Annotated in this window: 16 protein-coding genes; 7 read left to right on the plus strand and 9 right to left on the minus strand. The window is 70.1% G+C overall.

What is annotated here, in order from left to right:
- Nucleotides 1–14: 14 nt before the first annotated feature.
- Nucleotides 15–1076 carry a porin gene (locus tag AC3WQM_RS15610; RefSeq protein ID WP_492679938.1) on the minus strand — a complete coding sequence of 354 codons (1062 nt, stop codon included), beginning with the start codon at nucleotides 1074–1076 and terminating at the stop codon, nucleotides 15–17.
- A gap of 272 nt (nucleotides 1077–1348) precedes the next feature.
- Between AC3WQM_RS15610 and AC3WQM_RS15615 the strand changes: the two genes are divergently transcribed.
- Nucleotides 1349–1972, plus strand: a complete 624-nt coding sequence (locus AC3WQM_RS15615; RefSeq protein ID WP_223301435.1) for a Crp/Fnr family transcriptional regulator — start codon at nucleotides 1349–1351, stop codon at nucleotides 1970–1972.
- Nucleotides 1973–1997: 25 nt separating this feature from the next.
- On the opposite strand, the gene AC3WQM_RS15620 is transcribed toward AC3WQM_RS15615, so the two are convergent.
- The 7 genes from AC3WQM_RS15620 to AC3WQM_RS15650 form a co-directional block, all read right to left on the minus strand.
- Nucleotides 1998–2570: a YdeI/OmpD-associated family protein gene (locus AC3WQM_RS15620; protein WP_492680376.1), complete on the minus strand. Its 573-nt coding sequence runs from the start codon at nucleotides 2568–2570 to the stop codon at nucleotides 1998–2000.
- A 38-nt stretch (nucleotides 2571–2608) separates the two neighbouring features.
- The gene (locus tag AC3WQM_RS15625; RefSeq protein WP_489062625.1) at nucleotides 2609–3556 is read right to left on the minus strand and encodes a phosphatidate cytidylyltransferase; all 948 of its coding nucleotides are present in this window, start codon (nucleotides 3554–3556) and stop codon (nucleotides 2609–2611) included.
- 5 nt (nucleotides 3557–3561) lie between these two features.
- Nucleotides 3562–4227, minus strand: coding sequence for a lysophospholipid acyltransferase family protein (locus AC3WQM_RS15630; protein ID WP_070062919.1), 666 nt, complete (start codon nucleotides 4225–4227; stop codon nucleotides 3562–3564).
- Nucleotides 4228–4289: 62 nt separating this feature from the next.
- A complete protein-coding gene (locus AC3WQM_RS15635; RefSeq protein WP_070062860.1) occupies nucleotides 4290–4730 on the minus strand; it encodes a hypothetical protein in 441 nt (146 codons plus the stop codon).
- Nucleotides 4723–6063 carry a phosphatase PAP2/dual specificity phosphatase family protein gene (locus tag AC3WQM_RS15640; RefSeq protein ID WP_492679940.1) on the minus strand — a complete coding sequence of 447 codons (1341 nt, stop codon included), beginning with the start codon at nucleotides 6061–6063 and terminating at the stop codon, nucleotides 4723–4725. Before AC3WQM_RS15640 ends, AC3WQM_RS15635 begins: the two co-directional genes overlap by 8 nt.
- The gene (locus tag AC3WQM_RS15645) at nucleotides 6060–7826 is read right to left on the minus strand and encodes a bifunctional alpha/beta hydrolase/class I SAM-dependent methyltransferase (protein ID WP_492679942.1); all 1767 of its coding nucleotides are present in this window, start codon (nucleotides 7824–7826) and stop codon (nucleotides 6060–6062) included. The genes AC3WQM_RS15640 and AC3WQM_RS15645 overlap by 4 nt, the downstream gene beginning before the upstream one ends.
- A 38-nt stretch (nucleotides 7827–7864) precedes the next feature.
- Nucleotides 7865–8479 (minus strand): CDP-alcohol phosphatidyltransferase family protein, encoded by a 615-nt coding sequence (locus tag AC3WQM_RS15650; RefSeq protein WP_492679944.1) that lies wholly within the window; start codon nucleotides 8477–8479, stop codon nucleotides 7865–7867.
- Between the two features lie 86 nt (nucleotides 8480–8565).
- On the opposite strand from AC3WQM_RS15650, the gene ruvB reads away from it, so the two are divergent.
- From ruvB to AC3WQM_RS15665, 3 genes are read left to right on the plus strand one after another with little or no spacing between them, the layout of a single operon-like run.
- Nucleotides 8566–9630: a Holliday junction branch migration DNA helicase RuvB gene (gene ruvB / locus AC3WQM_RS15655; RefSeq protein ID WP_062482092.1), complete on the plus strand. Its 1065-nt coding sequence runs from the start codon at nucleotides 8566–8568 to the stop codon at nucleotides 9628–9630.
- Nucleotides 9631–9640: 10 nt separating this feature from the next.
- Nucleotides 9641–10582, plus strand: a complete 942-nt coding sequence (gene dmeF, locus AC3WQM_RS15660; protein WP_492679946.1) for a CDF family Co(II)/Ni(II) efflux transporter DmeF — start codon at nucleotides 9641–9643, stop codon at nucleotides 10580–10582.
- Between the two features lie 37 nt (nucleotides 10583–10619).
- Complete coding sequence (locus tag AC3WQM_RS15665) at nucleotides 10620–10985, plus strand: nuclear transport factor 2 family protein (RefSeq protein WP_492679948.1); 366 nt, start codon at nucleotides 10620–10622, stop codon at nucleotides 10983–10985.
- A 131-nt stretch (nucleotides 10986–11116) separates the two neighbouring features.
- Here AC3WQM_RS15665 and AC3WQM_RS15670 read toward each other — a convergent pair whose 3' ends face one another.
- The gene (locus AC3WQM_RS15670; RefSeq protein ID WP_492679950.1) at nucleotides 11117–12865 is read right to left on the minus strand and encodes a lysoplasmalogenase family protein; all 1749 of its coding nucleotides are present in this window, start codon (nucleotides 12863–12865) and stop codon (nucleotides 11117–11119) included.
- A 94-nt stretch (nucleotides 12866–12959) separates the two neighbouring features.
- Between AC3WQM_RS15670 and AC3WQM_RS15675 the strand changes: the two genes are divergently transcribed.
- The 3 genes from AC3WQM_RS15675 to AC3WQM_RS15685 all read left to right on the plus strand — a co-directional run bounded on the left by AC3WQM_RS15675 (nucleotide 12960) and on the right by AC3WQM_RS15685 (nucleotide 16345).
- A complete protein-coding gene (locus AC3WQM_RS15675; protein WP_492679952.1) occupies nucleotides 12960–13829 on the plus strand; it encodes a UDP-2,3-diacylglucosamine diphosphatase in 870 nt (289 codons plus the stop codon).
- 149 nt (nucleotides 13830–13978) lie between these two features.
- A complete protein-coding gene (locus AC3WQM_RS15680; RefSeq protein WP_492679954.1) occupies nucleotides 13979–15181 on the plus strand; it encodes an acyl-CoA dehydrogenase family protein in 1203 nt (400 codons plus the stop codon).
- 12 nt (nucleotides 15182–15193) lie between these two features.
- Entirely contained in the window at nucleotides 15194–16345 is a 1152-nt protein-coding gene (locus tag AC3WQM_RS15685) for an acyl-CoA dehydrogenase family protein (RefSeq protein ID WP_492679956.1), read from the plus strand.

Genomic DNA, 16345 nt, shown 5'->3' on the forward strand with positions numbered 1-16345 from the left:
GGAGGGTTCGGAAGTCAGAAGTTGTGGCGGATGCCGGTGGCGAGCACGCGCACGTCGTTGCCGCTGTTGGCCACCACCGGGATGGTCGCGAGCGAGGCCGAGGCGCCGTGCCGGTTCAGCAGGCGCAGCCAGCGCGCGTAGACCACGGTGCGCTTGCTCAGGTAGTAGTCGTAGCCCAGCGTCCAGGCCAGCTGCGAGCGTTCGCTCTCGGCCACCTTGCGCTGCGTGGCGCCGAAGATCAGGTTCGAGGCCGGCGTCACGTTGTAGGTGACGCCCAGGTTCACGAGCTTCGCGGTCGGCACATGGGGCAGGCTCGAGGCGTTGCGCACGTAGCTGGCGTACAGCTGCAGGCCGATCGAGGGCATCTCGTAGGAGCCGGTCAGCGCCTGGTAGGTGGTGGTGGAGGGCGAGGCCACGGGCGCCGCCGCCGAGCCCGAGCGCGCGCGCTGGAAGGCGTAGGCGATGTAGTAGGGCTTGCGCGCCCAGCCGATGTTGCCGCCGTAGACGTTGCCGCTCTGGTGGCTCGGCGCGCTCGATTCACCGGGCGCGTAGGCCAGGTCGGCAAAGAACTCCATGCTGGCCGGCGTGCGGTAGCGCACCATGTTGCTGGCGCGTGCCGCGAAGGGCGTGAGGCCCGGCTGCGCGTCGGTGGCCGCCACCAGGTTGATGGGCGAGAACACCGAGTTCAGGCCGTAGGGGTCGGCCTTGAACAGCGCGTAGAACATCGGCGTGTACATGCGGCCCGCGTCGATCTGCCCCCACGGCGCCGAGAACCCGACGAAGGACTGCCGGCTGAACGACATCGCGGGGCCGGGCAGCGTGCCGTTGCCGGTGTCGGGCGCAAAGCCGCTTTCGAGCGTGAAGTGCGCGCCCAGGCCGCCGCCCAGGTCCTCGGTGCCGCGAAAGCCGATGCGCGAGGCGGTCTGGCCGCCGTCCTCCAGCCGCATGGAGGAGGCGGGGCCCGACTTGGCGTGCGCCACGTACAGGTCGAGCGTGCCGTAGACGCTCACGGTGCTTTGCGCGGACGCAAGGGCGCAGGCCGCGAGCGCGAGGGCCGCGGTGGCTGTCTTCTTCATTTGGGTTGTCTCCGGTGTGGCTGGTCGCCTGCGGGTGCAGGGCGGTGCCGCCTGTGTGCTTGTCGATGTCCGGGGCTTACGATAGAAATGAAGGGCCCCCGAATCTGTCAACGCTTTGACAGATTCGTGAACACCAGGGCAGGGAGAACCCGCTGACCCGACCACCTGCAACCACCCCCCCCGACGCCGAAGACAGCGCCGAGCTGCTCGACCGCGCGCTGCGCTGGAACGAACTGTTCTCCCAATGGCCCGACGCGCGCCGCGCCGAGCTCATGAAGTCGGCGCGGCTGGTGCGCTACCGCCGCCGCACGCAGGTGCTGGCGCGCGACCGCCACAAGCGCGAGCTGCTGGCGGTGGTGTCAGGCTGCCTGGAGATCAGCAGCATGAGCCCGCAGGGGCGCAAGTACGTCAACGCGCTGCTCGGGCCCGGCCAGGTGGCGCCGCTGGTGCGCCTGCTCGAGGACGTGCCGCTGCCCTACGACTACCACGCGCACGAAGACTCGGTGATCGTCCACCTGCCCAGCGACGCCGTGATCGCGGTGCTCGACGCCGAGCCCGCGCTGTGGCGCGGCGTGGCCCGGCTGGGCCTGAAGCGCCAGCGGCTGAGCGTGGTGCTGCTGCAGAACCAGATGCTGAACTCGGTGCGCGGGCGCGTGGCCGCGACGCTGATGAGCGTGATCCACTTCTACGGCATGCAGGTGGAGGCCGCCGCGAGCCTGCCGGTGCGGCTGTCGCAGAACGACCTGGCGGCGATGCTGGGGCTGTCGCGCCAGACCATCAACAAGGAGCTGGGGCGCCTGGTCGCGGAAGGCGTGATCGACATGAGCTACAAGCGCATCCGCATCGTGGACCCCGACCAGCTCGCGGTCATCGCGACGGGCACCGGGCCGCAGTGAGCGGCGGGCACCGCAAGGCGAAAGCTCAGGGGTGGATCTTCTCGCCCTTGGCGAGCATCTCGACGAACTGCGCGATGCGCCGGGCGCGCGTCTCGGGCTTCTTCGCGCCCTGCGTGCGGAACAGCACGGCGAAGCGGTTGCGCGCATCGAGCGTGGCGAAGAAGGCCTTGGCCTTGCGGTTGGCGTCGAGCGCGGCCTGCAGGTCGGGCGGCACGGTGGCCACGCTCGGGGCGTCGTAGGCCGCCTCCCAGCGGCCGTCGGCGCGGGCGCGCTCCACCTCGGCCAGGCCGCCGGGTTGCATGCGGCCGTCGTCGATGAGCTTCAATGCCTTGTCGCGGTTGATCTTCGACCAGGTGCTGCGCGCGGTGCGCGGCGTGAAGCGCTGCAAAAAGAACTGCGCGTCCTGGCTCTTGCGCTGGCCGTCGATCCAGCCGAAGCACAGCGCGATCTCCAGCGCCTCGGGGTGGCCGACGGAGGCGATGCCGCTGGCCTTCTTCGCGATGCGCAGCCAGACGCCGGCGTGGCTCGCATGGTGTTTCTTGTACCAACGCAGCAGCGCGGCGGCGTCGGCGCATTCCAGCGGCGTATCGTCGACGATGCGGTCCACTTTGACCGCGGTCTTCTTCGCCGCCGGGCTCACGGCACCCACCAGTAGCGCAATGCGTGGAAGTAGATCGGCGCCGCGAAGATCACCGAGTCGAGCCGGTCGAGCATGCCGCCGTGGCCTTCGATCATGGAGCCCCAGTCCTTCACGCCGCGGTCGCGCTTGATGGCCGACATCACCAGCCCGCCGAAGAAGCCCAGGAGGCAGATCATGAAGGCCATGAGCGCCGCCTGCCACGGGTTGAAGGGCGTGGCCCAGTACAGCGCCGCGCCCATCGCGGTGGCGCTGGCCACACCGCCGATCAGGCCTTCCCAGGTCTTCGAGGGTGAGAGCTCGGGCGCCACCTTGCGCTTGCCGAAGAGCTTGCCCCACACGTACTGCAGCACGTCGCTGCCCTGCACCACGATGACCAGGAAGGCGATGAGCAGCAGGTTGCGGCCCTCGAAGCCCGGGATCTGTAGCGTGAGCAGTGCCGGCACGTGGCTGATGCAGAACACGCACACCATCAGGCCCCACTGGATCTTCGAGGTGCGCTCCAGGAAGCGCTGCGTGTCGCCGCCCACGGCCGCCAGGATGGGCAGCAGCAGGAAGGCGTAGACCGGGATGTAGATCGAGTACAGCCCGTACCAGTCGATCCAGATCAGGAAGTACTGGCCCGGCAGCGCCACGAAGAAAGCCAGCGCGATCGCGCCGTGGTCGCCGCGCCGCGTGTAGGCCAGGCTGATGAACTCGCGCAGCGCATAGAACGAGATCAGGTAGAACAGCACGATCACGCCGCCCTTGCCGAAGGCAAAGGCCAGGCCGATCACCGCCACCATCACCCACCACGCATTGACGCGCGAGTTGAGGTTGTCGATCACCGAGTGCGGCTGGCCGTTCGCCACGCGCCACTTGAGCAGCGCACCGATGGCCGAGGCCAGCACGAGCACGCCGAAGACGCCGCCGAAGAGCTTGAAGGTGGTCCAGGCGAAGGGGGACATTTCGATCACGAGGCGGTCCCTCCGTTTTGTTCGATGCGGTCGTACTCCGGGCGCAGGTCGAGCATGGCCGTGCGTGCGCGGGCGAGGAAGGCGACCTTGTCTTCGCCTTCCTCGAGCTGGATCGGCGCGCCGAAACGCACCGTGCAGGCCAGCGGGATCGGCACCAGCGTGCCCTTGGGCAGCACGCGCTTGAGGTTCTCGATCCACACCGGCACCAGCCGCACGGTGGGGCAGGCGCGTGCCAGGTGGAAGAGGCCGCTTTTCAGCGGCAGCAGGATGTCGTCGCCCGTGTTGCGCGTACCCTCGGGGAACATGATGAGCGAGTCGCCGCCTTCCAGCGCCTCCTTCATCTGGTCGACCGGGTTGCCGCCCTGGCCCGAGCCGTCGCGGCGGATCATGAGCGCGTTGAACACGTCCTTGCCGATGAAGTTGCGCAGCTTCGAGGCCTCCCAGTAGTCCTGGCCGGCCACGGGCCGCGTGAGCGCGCGCAGGTCGGAGGGCAGCGTGGCCCACAGCAGCACGAAGTCGCCGTGGCTCGTGTGGTTGGCGAAGTACAGCGTCTGCTCGGCCTTGGGCGTGGTGCCCGCCCAGATGGCGCGCACGCCGGTCAGGAGGCCGGCCGCGCCGATGATGAGCTGGCCCGCCACCACCGCGAGCCCGCGGCGCACGATGGCGCTTGGCCGGGCGCTGTCGTCGCTGCTGCTGTCGTTCTTGTTGTTGCCGTTGTCGTTGTTCAAGCAAGTTCCTGTGTCATGAGGGCGAGCAGGAAGAGCGCGTTCTGGCAGGCGATCACGATGGCGTGGCGCTGCATCAGTTGGCGGGTTCCCTGCACGCGGTCGGCGAGCGCGCGGGCGTTGGGCTGCGGCGGCGGGTCGCGCAGCCCGAGCACTGAAAGGGCGTTGTCCATCGCGCCCAGCGAGGCGATCTGGCCGTTGGCCAGGCCTTCGAACAGCGCCTGGTCCAGCCGCAGCCGGAAGGCGAAGTAGCGTTCGAGCACGCCCAGCACCATCACCGCGGCGAAGGCCAGGATGGCGGTGTTGGAGAGCCCACGCAGCGTGAGCGCCAGCACCAGCGCAGAGATGCAGGTGAGCGCGAGGCCCAGGAAGGCGAGCACGGCCGCCGCGCGCAGCAGGCCAGCCAGGGTGGTGCAGGTGGCGCGTTCGTTGTCAGTCATGGCGCGAAGGTGTTCCAAGGGGTTCAAGCGCGGCACGCCAGGCGGCGCGCAGCACGATCTGCGGGCGTGCGCGGCGCACGGTGTCTTCGGCTTGCGCCAGGCCATGGTCGCGGCCCAGCCAGGCGATCACGGCGGCGGCGCTGCGCGAGAAGCCCAGCGCGCAGCAGACCCACACGGCCGAACCGTCGGCCGCCGCCGCGCGGCGCTGGCCTTCGATGACGGCCGCGGCGCGGCGCAGGCGCACGGGCGGCGGCACCACGAGGTCGAGCAGCGGCACGCAGCGCGCACGGGCGGGCGGCATGCCGGCCGGCAGTTGCAGCTCGGCGCACAGGCTCACGAGCCGGGGCTGGCCGGCGGCGAGCCATTCGGCCTGCGTGGGGCGACGGCCCAGGCGCAGGCCGGGCACCACCTCGACCGAGGCGGGCAGCTTGCGCGTCCAGAGCCAGGCGTTGAGGGCCGCGGCCAGGCGGTAGGGCGCGAACAGCCAGCGCGCCGCCCAGCCCATGCGGCCGTGGCCGTCCATCTGGAAGCCGCGCGCGCCGAAGCCGAGGTAATTGAGCGCCACCAGCGCGAGCGCCGCCGCCGGCCACGCCAGCCACAGCGCCACGCCGCCGGTCGCCAGCGCCGCGAACAGGCACAGCGCCGCGCCCACGGCATAGAAGCCCGCGAGCTTCAGCCGCTGCGGGTCGCGCGCCAGGCGCCATGCGCGCAGCATCGACACCCGGCGTGCCATCGGCCACAGCCAGACGCAGAAGATGCCCAGCAGCGCACCGGTCGGGATGTCGATGAAGTGGTGCTGCCAGGTCGTGAGCACCGAGGCGCAGATCGCGAAGGCCCACACATGCAGCACGAGCCGCGCCCACAGCGGCCGGATGAAGCGCCGGTACCAGTCCCACAGGATCACGGCCAGCGCGATGTGCAGCGAGGGCGCCTGGTTGTACGGCTGGTCGAAGCCGCGCAGCGCGTTGAAGAGGAAGGCCGGCGCGCCCTCGACCGGCGGCTGGCCGAAGCTGAAGTGCAGCGGCCAGAGGATGAAGCAGGTGCAGGCGATGAGCGTGGCGCTCACCAGCCGCAGCGCATGCCGGTCGAGCGTGTGGCGGTCGCGCGCCAGGAACAGCGACAGCGCGTAGAAGACGTTGATGGTCCAGTACGGAAAGATCGTCCAGGCCCAGAAAGGCACCTGCCGCTCCCAGTCGAAGGCCATCGAGGGCACGCTGGCGCGCGTGGTGGCCCACCAGTTGGCGAAGCCGTAGGTCGCGTAGAACAGCGGCCCCAGAAACACCAGCCACGCGGCGGCGCGTTTCCACGGCCGGGGCGCGCGCCGGGCGGTCATTGCGCGACGCGCACCGCCAGCGACACCGTGAAGATGCCCCACTCGTCGACGCGCTGGTCGATCTTGCGGAAGCCCGCCTCCTCGACCAGCTGGTCCATCTCGGCCTGCGTGCGCCGGCGCATCACCCAGGCTTCGCCCTGGCGGTGGCTGGTGAGCGCGCGGGCGATCATTTCGAGCTGCGGGTGCCAGGGCTGGCCGGTGTAGACCAGGTAGCCCCGGTCTTCCACCGCGTCGCCCACGCCCGCGAGCGAGCGGCGCACCATCTCGTTGTCGGGGAACAGCTCGTACAGGCCCGACACCACGGCCAGCGTGGGCCGCGGCGTCACGCTGGCCAGGCTGATGCGGTCGAAGGCGTCGGCCCGCACGAACTGGGCGACGTCTTCCAGGCCCTTCTCGGCGATCAGGGCCGTGCCGTCGCGCACGTTGATGTCGCTGTAGTCGCGCAGCAGCACCGAGCTGGCCTTCACCGGGCTGGCCAGCACCGCGTCGAGCACGTAGCGGCCGTGGCCGGCCGCGATGTCCATGAGCCGCACCTCGCGGTGCATCTCGACCAGCCGCTCCATCGCGATGCGCAGCAGCTCTTCCACGTGGATCTTGCGCTGGCGGATGCCGCGCCAGCCGATGGAGTCGAGGTAGGTGCGGTCGACCGAGCGGCCCAGCGCGCCCTTGCCCTGCGGCTGGTTGCGGTAGACGTAGTCGAGCGTGCTGCCCGAGTCGAAGCCCGTGGCGTGGCCCAGCGCGATGCCGCTGGACAGCGCGCCGCCCACGCGCAACCCGCCGCGCGTGATCGCCCAGTAGGCGCCGCGTGGCGACAGGGGCGAGAGCGGTTCGGCCAGCGCGCGCGACTCGTCGGCCGTGTTGCCGTTCAGGTGCGCCTCGCGCAGGTCGACCGGCACGGCCGGCTCGTCGAAGCGCTGCAGGATGAATTCGCGGATCGACGCCACCGCGGGCGCCCGGTCTTTTTCGCCCAGCGTGTCGTGGAAGAAGCCCGGCAGCACCGTCTTCGTCTTCACGGCGCTGCCCAGCCGCTCGAAGAACTGGTGCTGCGGCTTGTGGTGCACCACCCAGTCGGCGCCCGAGATGAGCAGCTGCACCGGCAGCGTGATCGCGTTGGCGTCGGCCACCACGCGGTCGGCCGCCTCGTACAGGCCCAGCAGGATGTTGACGGCGATCGGGCGCGAGATCAGCGGGTCGTTCTTGTAGCTCTCGATGCGCGCGGGGTCGTGCGTGAGGAACTTCGGCTTCACGTAGCTGTTCACGAAGAACAGCCCGCGCAGCTTGTGCATGAGCGCCAGCCCCGGCCGCGCGAACGGCACGTAGAGCTTGACCTTGAAGGCCGGCGAGGCCAGCGTGAGGCCGCGCACCTTGGGTGCGTAGTCGTGCGCCCAGGTGGCGATCAGCACCGCGCCCACGCTCTGCGCCACCACGTGGATGTCGTGCTCGGGCACGCCGTGGGCGGCGGCGATGTGCTGCACGAAGGTCTGCACGTCGCGCACCGAGGTGCCGAAGCTGGGGCTGTAGCCGCGCTGGCCCGGCGACAGGCCGTGGCCGCGCGCGTCCCAGGCGAAGAAGTCGAAGTCGGGCAGGTTCAGCTCGTCGACCAGGTGCGCCATGCGCGCGCCGTGCTCGTGGCCGCGGTGGAACAGCAGCACGGCACCACGTCGTGCGCCGCTGGTGGCCGGCCAGTGGCGGTAGAACAGCGATTCGCCGTCGTGCGTGCGGAAGTGGTGTTCGGCGGCGACGCGGGGTGTGGAAAGGGTCATGAAGAAGGGTCTTCTTTACTTATTTGTATGGGGGTGTTTCAGGCGGCGGGCGCTTCAGCCTCGGCCAGGGCGCGGCGGATGCGGTTGACGACCGTCCAGGCCACCAGCGCGGCCACGAGCGGCATCAGCAGGGCGGTCCAGCCCGGCAGCGGCCCGCCGAGGGCGACATACAACCCGAGCGCGCCGAACACGAAGGCCCGGTCGCTCTTGCCCATCGGCCCGTCGTAGCGGCGCGAGGCGCCCACCGTGGGGCCCAGCGCGCCGGCGAATTCGCTCAGCCCGGCCAGCACGATGACAGTGCCGACCCAGAACGGCGCGAACGGCGCCACCAGCGCGAAAGGCAGGTAGAGCGCGGCGTCGGAGACCACGTCGGTGAGTTCGTTGAGGAAGGCGCCCAGCTTGCTCTGCTGGTGGTGTTCGCGCGCCAGCATGCCGTCGATGGCGTTGAAGGCCATGCGCAGGAACATCCAGGCGGGGATCAGGCCGAAGGCCGCCAGCGAGGGCGCGGCGAAGAACAGCCAGAGCCCGAGCCCGACCGACACCGCGCAGGCCGCCAGCGTCACCTGGTTGGCCGTCACGCCCATCGCATGCAGCCGGACCACGAGCGGTCGCAGCAAGGCCTGGAAACGCGGTTTCAGTTCGTAGATGGACACGTTCTGACTTCCCTCTCTTGTTATGTTCTACAAGCATTCTGCCAGTGTGGCCAGGGACTAAACTCGTCTGTGCAGACCCACCTCCAATGACCATCCAGACCGACGATTTCGCCCCCGCCCCGCAACGCGTGGTGTCCGCCGCCCCCGCCTCGCCCAACGAGGAGGCGATCGAGCGGGCGCTGCGGCCCAAGCTGCTCGACGAGTACGTCGGCCAGGCCAAGGTGCGCGAGCAGCTCGAGATCTTCATCGGCGCGGCGCGCAAGCGCAAAGAGGCGCTCGACCACGTGCTGCTGTTCGGCCCGCCGGGCCTGGGCAAGACCACGCTGTCGCACATCATCGCGGCCGAACTGGGCGTCAACCTGCGCCAGACCTCGGGCCCCGTGCTCGAAAAGCCCAAGGACTTGGCGGCGCTGCTGACCAACCTCGAGCCCAACGACGTGCTCTTCATCGACGAAATCCACCGCCTGAGCCCGGTCGTCGAGGAAATCCTGTACCCCGCGCTGGAGGACTACCAGATCGACATCATGATCGGCGAGGGCCCCGCGGCGCGCAGCATCAAGCTCGACCTGCAGCCCTTCACGCTGGTGGGCGCCACCACCCGCGCCGGCATGCTCACCAACCCGCTGCGCGACCGCTTCGGCATCGTGGCGCGGCTGGAGTTCTACACGCCCGAAGAGCTGGCGCTCATCGTGCGCCGCAGCGCGGGCCTGCTCAAGGTCGAGACCGACGCCGCCGGTGGCTTCGAGATCGCGCGCCGCTCGCGCGGCACGCCCCGCATCGCCAACCGCCTGTTGCGCCGCGTGCGCGACTACGCCGAGGTCAAGGGCAACGGCCGCATCACCGAAGACATCGCGCACAAGGCGCTGGCCATGCTCGACGTCGACCCGCAGGGCTTCGACCTCATGGACCGCAAGCTGCTCGAGGCCGTCATCCACCGCTTCGACGGCGGCCCGGTCGGCCTGGACAACGTGGCCGCCAGCATCGGCGAGGAGCGCGACACCATCGAGGACGTGATCGAGCCCTACCTCATCCAGCAGGGCTACCTGCAACGCACGCCGCGCGGGCGCATCGCCACGCTCGCGGCCTACCGCCACCTGGGCGTGGTGCCGCCCTCGGGCCGCGCCGACGGCCCGGACCTGTTCGGCGCCTGAAGAGAATTCCATGCACACCCACGACCTGAGCGCCTGGCAGCACGACCACCACTTCGGCGCCGGCAACGCCGCCGCCGAACGCAGCACCCGCCTCGTGATGTGGATCACCGCCGCGATGATGGTGGTCGAGATCGGCGCCGGCTGGTGGTTCAACTCCATGGCGCTTTTGGCCGACGGCTGGCACATGAGCTCGCACGCGCTGGCCATCGGCCTGAGCGCCTTTGCCTACGCCGCCGCGCGGCGCTACGCCCGCGACCCGCGCTTTGCCTTCGGCACCTGGAAGATCGAGGTGCTCGGCGGCTTCGCGAGCGCGCTGCTGCTGCTCGGCGTCGCCGCGCTCATGGTGATCGGCTCGCTGGAGCGGCTGTGGTCGCCCGTGGCCATCCATTACCCCGAAGCCATCTCGATCGCGGTGCTGGGCCTGGTGGTGAACCTGGTCTGCGCGCGGCTCTTGGGGCATTCGCACGATCACCACGGCCACGACCACCACGGTCATGACCATCACGATCACGGCCACGACCTCAACCTGCGCTCGGCCTACCTGCACGTGGTGGCCGACGCCGCCACCTCGGTGCTCGCCATCGCGGCGCTACTGGGCGGCTGGTTCTACGGCTGGTCCTGGCTCGACCCGGCCATGGGCATCGTCGGTGCCGTGCTCGTCGCCGTCTGGGCCAAGGGCCTGCTGAAGGAAACCGGCAAGGTCCTGCTCGACCGCGAGATGGACCACCCCGTCACCGCCGAAATCCGCGAAGGCGTCGAGACCCTGCTGGCCGATTCCGAAACCCGCGTGGCCGACCTGCACGTCTGGCGCGTCGGCCGCGATGCGTATGCCTGCGCGCTCACGGTGGTGACGCATTCGGCCACGCTCACGGCCGACCAGGTGCGGGCGTGCTTTTCGATGCATGAGGAGATCCGGCACTCGACGGTCGAAATCCAGCGCTGCGCGGACTGAGACGCCGGGTTGCTTTGTCGAACCAAGGCTGGAATCCATGACCCTCGATCCGTCCCCCGAAGCCGTGGTGCAGCGCCAGCTGGCCGCCTACAACGCCAGGGACCTCGACGCGTGGCTGGCCACCTACGCCGAGGACGCCAGGCAATTCGAACTGGCAGGCAAGCTGCTGGCGGCCGGCCATGCCGAGTTGCGCGCCCGGACCGCGATTCGCTTTGCCGAGCCTGACCTGCATGCACGCCTGTTGCAGCGCTCGGTCATGGGGCATGTCGTTGTCGATCACGAGGTGGTGACGCGCAACTTCCCGGAGGGGATCGGCACCGTGGAGATGGTGTGCGTCTACGTGGTCCGCCAGGGCCTCATCCAGACGGCATCGTTCGAGATTGGCCCGCCGACGGTGGCATAGAAGCGCGTCGCTTTCTTGCTCCTTCCCCCTCTGGGGGAAGGTTGGGATGGGGGCGGGCAGAGCGCCCGATGGATGCGCCGCGTGCCCCCACCCCGGCCCTCCCCCGGAAGGGGAGGGAGAAAGACAGAAAGTCAGGCCGTTGGCCGCCGGACGTGCCGCACGATCAACATCTGCGCCACGTAATAGGTAGACAGCACCCACAGCGACGCCAGCGGCAGCGGCGACACGAACCGGTTGATCGCCAGCAGCGCGTCGCTCAGCATGAAGAAGCAGGCGCCCACCGCCACCCACAGCGCGGCCGGATCGCTCGCGCGCAGCACCGCCGCCCGCCCGATGGCCTGCGCCGCCATGCAGGCGATCACCACCACGTAGAACCCGACCGGAATGCGCAGCGCCACCGGCAGGCCGCCCTGCCACAGGAAGGCGTACATGCCCGCGCCGATCAGCAAGGTGGCCGCCAGCGCGCGGGGCCGCGGGAACAGCCCGACGCCGATGCGGAACAGCGCGATGTACGCCAGGTGCGCGAGCAGGAAGCACACGAGCCCGGGCACGAAGAGGTTCGCCGGCCCCATCAGCAGCACGTCGCCTGCGAGCGAGAAGACCAGGCCGGCCAGCAGCAGCGCATCGAAGCGCGTCATGCCGCTGGGCTGGCGTTGCGCACGACGGGCCGCGAAGGCGATGGCGATCGCCAGCGCCAATGGCTTGAAGAGGAGGTGCAGCCAGCCGATGCCCAAGGCCGCGCTCGCCGTGGCCAGCGCGGCGGCCTCGACCAGCAGCACCTCGGTGACCGACAGCCGGCCCTGCAGCACCGCGCCGACGGCCCACAGCCCGGCCGTCAGCGCGGCCAGCCAGACGGCGGCCTGCGGCAGCGGCACGGCGTCGGAGACCCAGAGGAACACCGTCACGCCGGCCAGCAGCGCGAGGAACTGCAGGCCCGCGAACCACTGCACGCCGCGGCTCACCGCGGGCTCGTAGCGCGTGACTTTCGCGATGTCGAAAGCGGGCTTCGGGTAGCGCGCCGCCACGTCGGCCGGGCGCCAGCCGGGCGGCTTGAACCACACGCGCAGCTTGTCGGACCAGCGGCGCGCATGCCATGAATCCCTGGCGAGCGCCCAGTAGACCTCGGCGTTGGCCCACAGCGGGTCCCAGCTTTTCAGCTCGCCGCGCGTGCCGTACACGCAGCGCTCGTCCTCCTCGCGGAAGGTGCCGAAGAGGCGGTCCCACACGATCAGCACACCGCCGTAGTTGCGGTCGAGGTAGCGGTCGTTCACCGCGTGGTGCACGCGGTGGTTCGAGGGCGAGCAGAACCAGCGGTCGAACCAGCCGAGCTTGCCGACCTGTTCGGTGTGGACCCAGAACTGGTAGAGCAGGTCGATGAGCGACACCACGACGAACACCAGCGGCGGCACGCCGGCCGCGGCCATCGGCAGGTAGAAGATCCAGCCCAGCAGCGCGCCGCTCGAGGTCTGGCGCAGCGCGGTCGACAGGTTGTAGTGCTGGCTCTGGTGGTGCACCACGTGCGCGGCCCACAGCACGGCCGACTCGTGGCCCATGCGGTGCAGCCAGTAGTAGCAGAAGTCGTAGAACACCAGCGCCAGCAGCCAGCCATACCAGGTGGTCCAGAACTCGCCCGCCGCCTCTTGCGGAAAGAGCGCCACCGCCGAGTACACGGCGGTGTAGATGCCGACGCGCAAAAGCCCCGTGAGCACTGCGCTGATCTGGCTCAGCATGCCCAGCCCGATGCTGTTCACGGCATCGGCCAGGCGGTAGGTGTCCTGCCCGGTGCCGCGCCGGGCGCGTGCGCGGCCGACCGCGAACTCGATCGCGATCAGCAGGAAGAACACGGGGGACACGAGAACGATGATCTGGCCAGAGCGCATCGTCCGATTGTGGCGTTGCCCCGGTGCCACGCGTCACCGGGATGTCACGGAGTCGCCATCGCGCGGTCACGTGCGGCTGCGAACCTGCCGGACCATGCAACGCGACGACGCTTTCCTTCGCGCCTGGCGCGACACCGCGATCCAGCCTCCCGAGCCGGAGGACGACGATGCGGCGCGTCCGGCGCTGCGCTATCGCACCCTCTGGATCTCCGACCTGCACCTGGGCACGCCCGGCTGCCAGGCGCGGGCACTGCTCGACTTCCTGAAGTACACCGAGTGCGAGACCCTGTTCCTGGTCGGCGACATCATCGACGGCTGGCAGCTCAAGCGCCACTGGTACTGGCCGCAGGCGCACAACGACGTGATCCAGAAGCTGCTGCGCAAGGCGCGCAAGGGCACGCGCGTGATCTTCATCCCGGGCAACCACGACGAGTTCGCCCGCAAGTACCTGAACCACAACTTCGGCGGCATCGACGTGGCCGACGAGTGGATCCACGAAACCGCCGACGGCCGCAAGCTGTGGATCATCCACGGCGACCTGTTCGACGGCGTGATCCAGTGCGCCAAGTGGCTGGCCTACGTGGGCGACTCGCTCTACGAGTTCACGCTCAAGCTCAACCGCCACCTCAACTCGCTGCGCGCGCGCATGGGGCTGCCGTACTGGTCGCTCTCGAAGTACCTCAAGGGCAAGGTCAAGCGCGCCGTGAGCTACGTGGGTGACTTCGAGAACGCCGTAGCCCGCGAGGCCCGCAACCGCGGCGCGCAGGGCGTGGTGTGCGGCCACATCCACCACGCCGAGATGCGCGACATCGACGGCATCCTGTACTGCAACGACGGCGACTGGGTGGAAAGCCTCACCGCGCTGGCCGAGCATGCCGACGGCACGCTCGAGATCCTCGACTGGGCGCAGCACATGCCCGTCGGGACGCAAGCGGTGCCGGCGCGCGAAGCGGTCGCGGCCTGAACGTCCGGCCCTGCACGGGCCCCGACGCAAGAACTGAAGAAAAAAGCGCTCACCGCCGCGGTGGGGCGCCCACGTTCGTCCGATCCGACGATGCCGCGTCGGCCCGCGCGCCGCACACTTGCCGGGTGTGAACCCTGTGAGACAACACCATGGCCTGGACCCTCAGCGCGGCGGAGACCGCGTTTCGCGACGAGGTTCGCGACTTTCTCGCGCGCGAGCTGACGCCTGAGCTGCGCGCCGCAGGGCGCCGCTGCTCCGGCATCTTCACCGACTACGCCGACGGCAACCGCTGGCACCGCGTGCTGGCCCGGCGTGGCTGGAGCGTGCCGCACTGGCCGGTGGAACACGGCGGCACCGGCTGGACGCCGATGCAGCACTACCTCTTCGCCAGCGAGCTGGCCGCGGCCGACGCGCCGCCGCGCGCGCCCATGGGGCCCGGCATGGTCGCGCCGGTGATCATCGCCTTCGGCACCGAGGCGCAGAAGCAGGCCTGGCTGCCGGGCATCCGTTCGGGCGAGGATTATTGGTGCCAGGGCTACTCCGAACCGCAGTCGGGCTCCGACCTGGCCTCGCTGCAGTGCAAGGCGGTGCGCGACGGCGACGACTACGTCATCAACGGCACCAAGATCTGGACCACCCACGCGCAGTACGCCAACCGCATGTTCTGCCTCGTGCGCACGGCCTCGGGCGGCAAGGCGCAGCAGGGCATCAGCTTCCTGTGCTTCGACATCCCCCAGGCCGGCCTGACGATCCGCCCGATCATCAGCATCTCGGGCGACCACGAGCTCAACCAGGTGTTCTTCGACGACGTGCGCGTGCCCGCCAGCGGCCTCATCGGCGAGGAGAACCAGGGCTGGACGGTGGCCAAGTACCTGCTGCAGCACGAGCGCGGCGGGGCCTGGGCGCCGATGCTGCGCGCGCGCCTGCGCCGGCTGCGTACCGCGGCCGACAGCGCCTTTGCTGCCGCGGGCGAGTCCGCCGCCGACGAGGCGCGCGAGATGGCGCTGCGCCTGGCCGAGATGGACTGCGCCATCGACGCGGTCGAGGCCACCGAGCTGCAGTCGCTGCGCGCCCAGGCCCGCGGCGAGCCGCACGGCATCCGGCCCTCGATGGGCAAGGTGATGGGCTCCGAGCTGCGCCAGCGCCTGACCGAACTCGGCGTGGAGATCGCCGCCCACTACGCGGCGGCCGATTTGCCGCTGGACGACAGCCTGCAGGGCGCGCTGGCCGTGCCCGAGGAGGCGGTGTTCTCGATGTCGGCCTATCTGAACGACCGCGCCGCGTCGATCTACGCGGGCTCCAACGAAGTGCAGCGCAACATCATCGCGGCGCAGCTCCTGCAATCCCGCTGAGGCCCGCTTGCCATGACCACCCTCACCGACCAAGACGACACCCTCGCGATGCTGCGCGACAGCCTCGCGCGCTACCTCGACGACCAGCACGGCTTCGAGCAGCGCCTGCAGGCGCTGGCCGCCGCCGACGATGCACCGCCGCCGTTCTGGCGGGGCCTGGCAAGTGACCTCGGCCTGCTGGGCGCGGCCCTGCCCGAATCGCAGGGCGGACTGGGCCTCGGCCTGGCCGCGCACCTCGCGCTGCTGCCCACGCTGGGTGGCGCGCTCGCGGCCGAGCCCTACGTGTCCACGCTGGTGATCGGCGCCGGCCTGCTGCAGCGCCATCCGGGCGCGCAGGCCGATGCGCTGCTCGCGCGCGTCGTCGCCGGGCAGGTCGTGCTGGCCTTCGCGCACGACGAGCCGCACAGCCGCCATGCACGCGACGACGTGCGCACGACGCTCGTGCGCGAGGCCGACGGGCGGCTGCGGCTCGACGGCCGCAAGGCCGTGGTGCAAGCCGCGCCGTGGGCCAGCCATGTCATCGTCACGGCGCGCAGCGACAAGGGCCTGTCGTTGCTGGTCGTGCCCAAGGATGCGCCCGGCGTGCAGCTGCGTGCCTACCGCACGCGCGACGGCGGTCGCGCGGCCGACATCGCCTTCGACGCGGTGCGCCTGAATGCCGATGCCTTGCTCGGCGACGAAGGCGCAGCGCTGCCGCAGATCGAGCAGGCGCTCGACGAGGCCACGCTCGCGGTCTGCGCCGAGTCCATCGGCATCTTGCGCCGGCTGATGCGCGACACGCTCGACTACGTGCGCCAGCGCAAGCAGTTCGGCGTGCCGATCTCCAGCTTCCAGGTGCTGCAGCACCGGCTGGCCGACATGCACATGGCGCTCGAGCAGGCCGACGCGCTCACCGCCAGCGTGGGCGAGGCATTGGCCACGGGCGCCGACGCGGCCTCGCGCGCACGTGCCGTGTCGTCCGCCAAGGTCGCGGTCGCCAAGGCCTGCCGCGCCGTGGGGCAGGGCGCGGTGCAGCTGCATGGCGGCATGGGCATGACCGAAGAACTCGCCGTCGGCCACTACGTGCGCCGCGCCACCCTCATCGAAGGCCAGTTCGGCCCGCCCGCGTGGCACCTGCGCCGCGTGGCGCAGCTTCAGCAACAACAACCCCGCTCACAGCACTAA

Source organism: Variovorax sp. FW301-JW7, assembly GCF_058788795.1.

Coding starts and splice junctions, on each gene's coding strand:
- AC3WQM_RS15640 (WP_492679940.1), bottom strand. CDS start 6,063: ATGACCGCCCGGCGCGCGCCCCGGCCGTGGAAACGCGCCGCCGCGTGG.
- ruvB (WP_062482092.1), top strand. CDS start 8,566: ATGACCATCCAGACCGACGATTTCGCCCCCGCCCCGCAACGCGTGGTG.
- AC3WQM_RS15610 (WP_492679938.1), bottom strand. CDS start 1,076: ATGAAGAAGACAGCCACCGCGGCCCTCGCGCTCGCGGCCTGCGCCCTT.
- AC3WQM_RS15685 (WP_492679956.1), top strand. CDS start 15,194: ATGACCACCCTCACCGACCAAGACGACACCCTCGCGATGCTGCGCGAC.
- AC3WQM_RS15665 (WP_492679948.1), top strand. CDS start 10,620: ATGACCCTCGATCCGTCCCCCGAAGCCGTGGTGCAGCGCCAGCTGGCC.
- AC3WQM_RS15635 (WP_070062860.1), bottom strand. CDS start 4,730: ATGACTGACAACGAACGCGCCACCTGCACCACCCTGGCTGGCCTGCTG.
- AC3WQM_RS15670 (WP_492679950.1), bottom strand. CDS start 12,865: ATGCGCTCTGGCCAGATCATCGTTCTCGTGTCCCCCGTGTTCTTCCTG.
- AC3WQM_RS15615 (WP_223301435.1), top strand. CDS start 1,349: ATGAAGTCGGCGCGGCTGGTGCGCTACCGCCGCCGCACGCAGGTGCTG.
- AC3WQM_RS15625 (WP_489062625.1), bottom strand. CDS start 3,556: ATGTCCCCCTTCGCCTGGACCACCTTCAAGCTCTTCGGCGGCGTCTTC.
- AC3WQM_RS15675 (WP_492679952.1), top strand. CDS start 12,960: ATGCAACGCGACGACGCTTTCCTTCGCGCCTGGCGCGACACCGCGATC.
- dmeF (WP_492679946.1), top strand. CDS start 9,641: ATGCACACCCACGACCTGAGCGCCTGGCAGCACGACCACCACTTCGGC.
- AC3WQM_RS15680 (WP_492679954.1), top strand. CDS start 13,979: ATGGCCTGGACCCTCAGCGCGGCGGAGACCGCGTTTCGCGACGAGGTT.
- AC3WQM_RS15645 (WP_492679942.1), bottom strand. CDS start 7,826: ATGACCCTTTCCACACCCCGCGTCGCCGCCGAACACCACTTCCGCACG.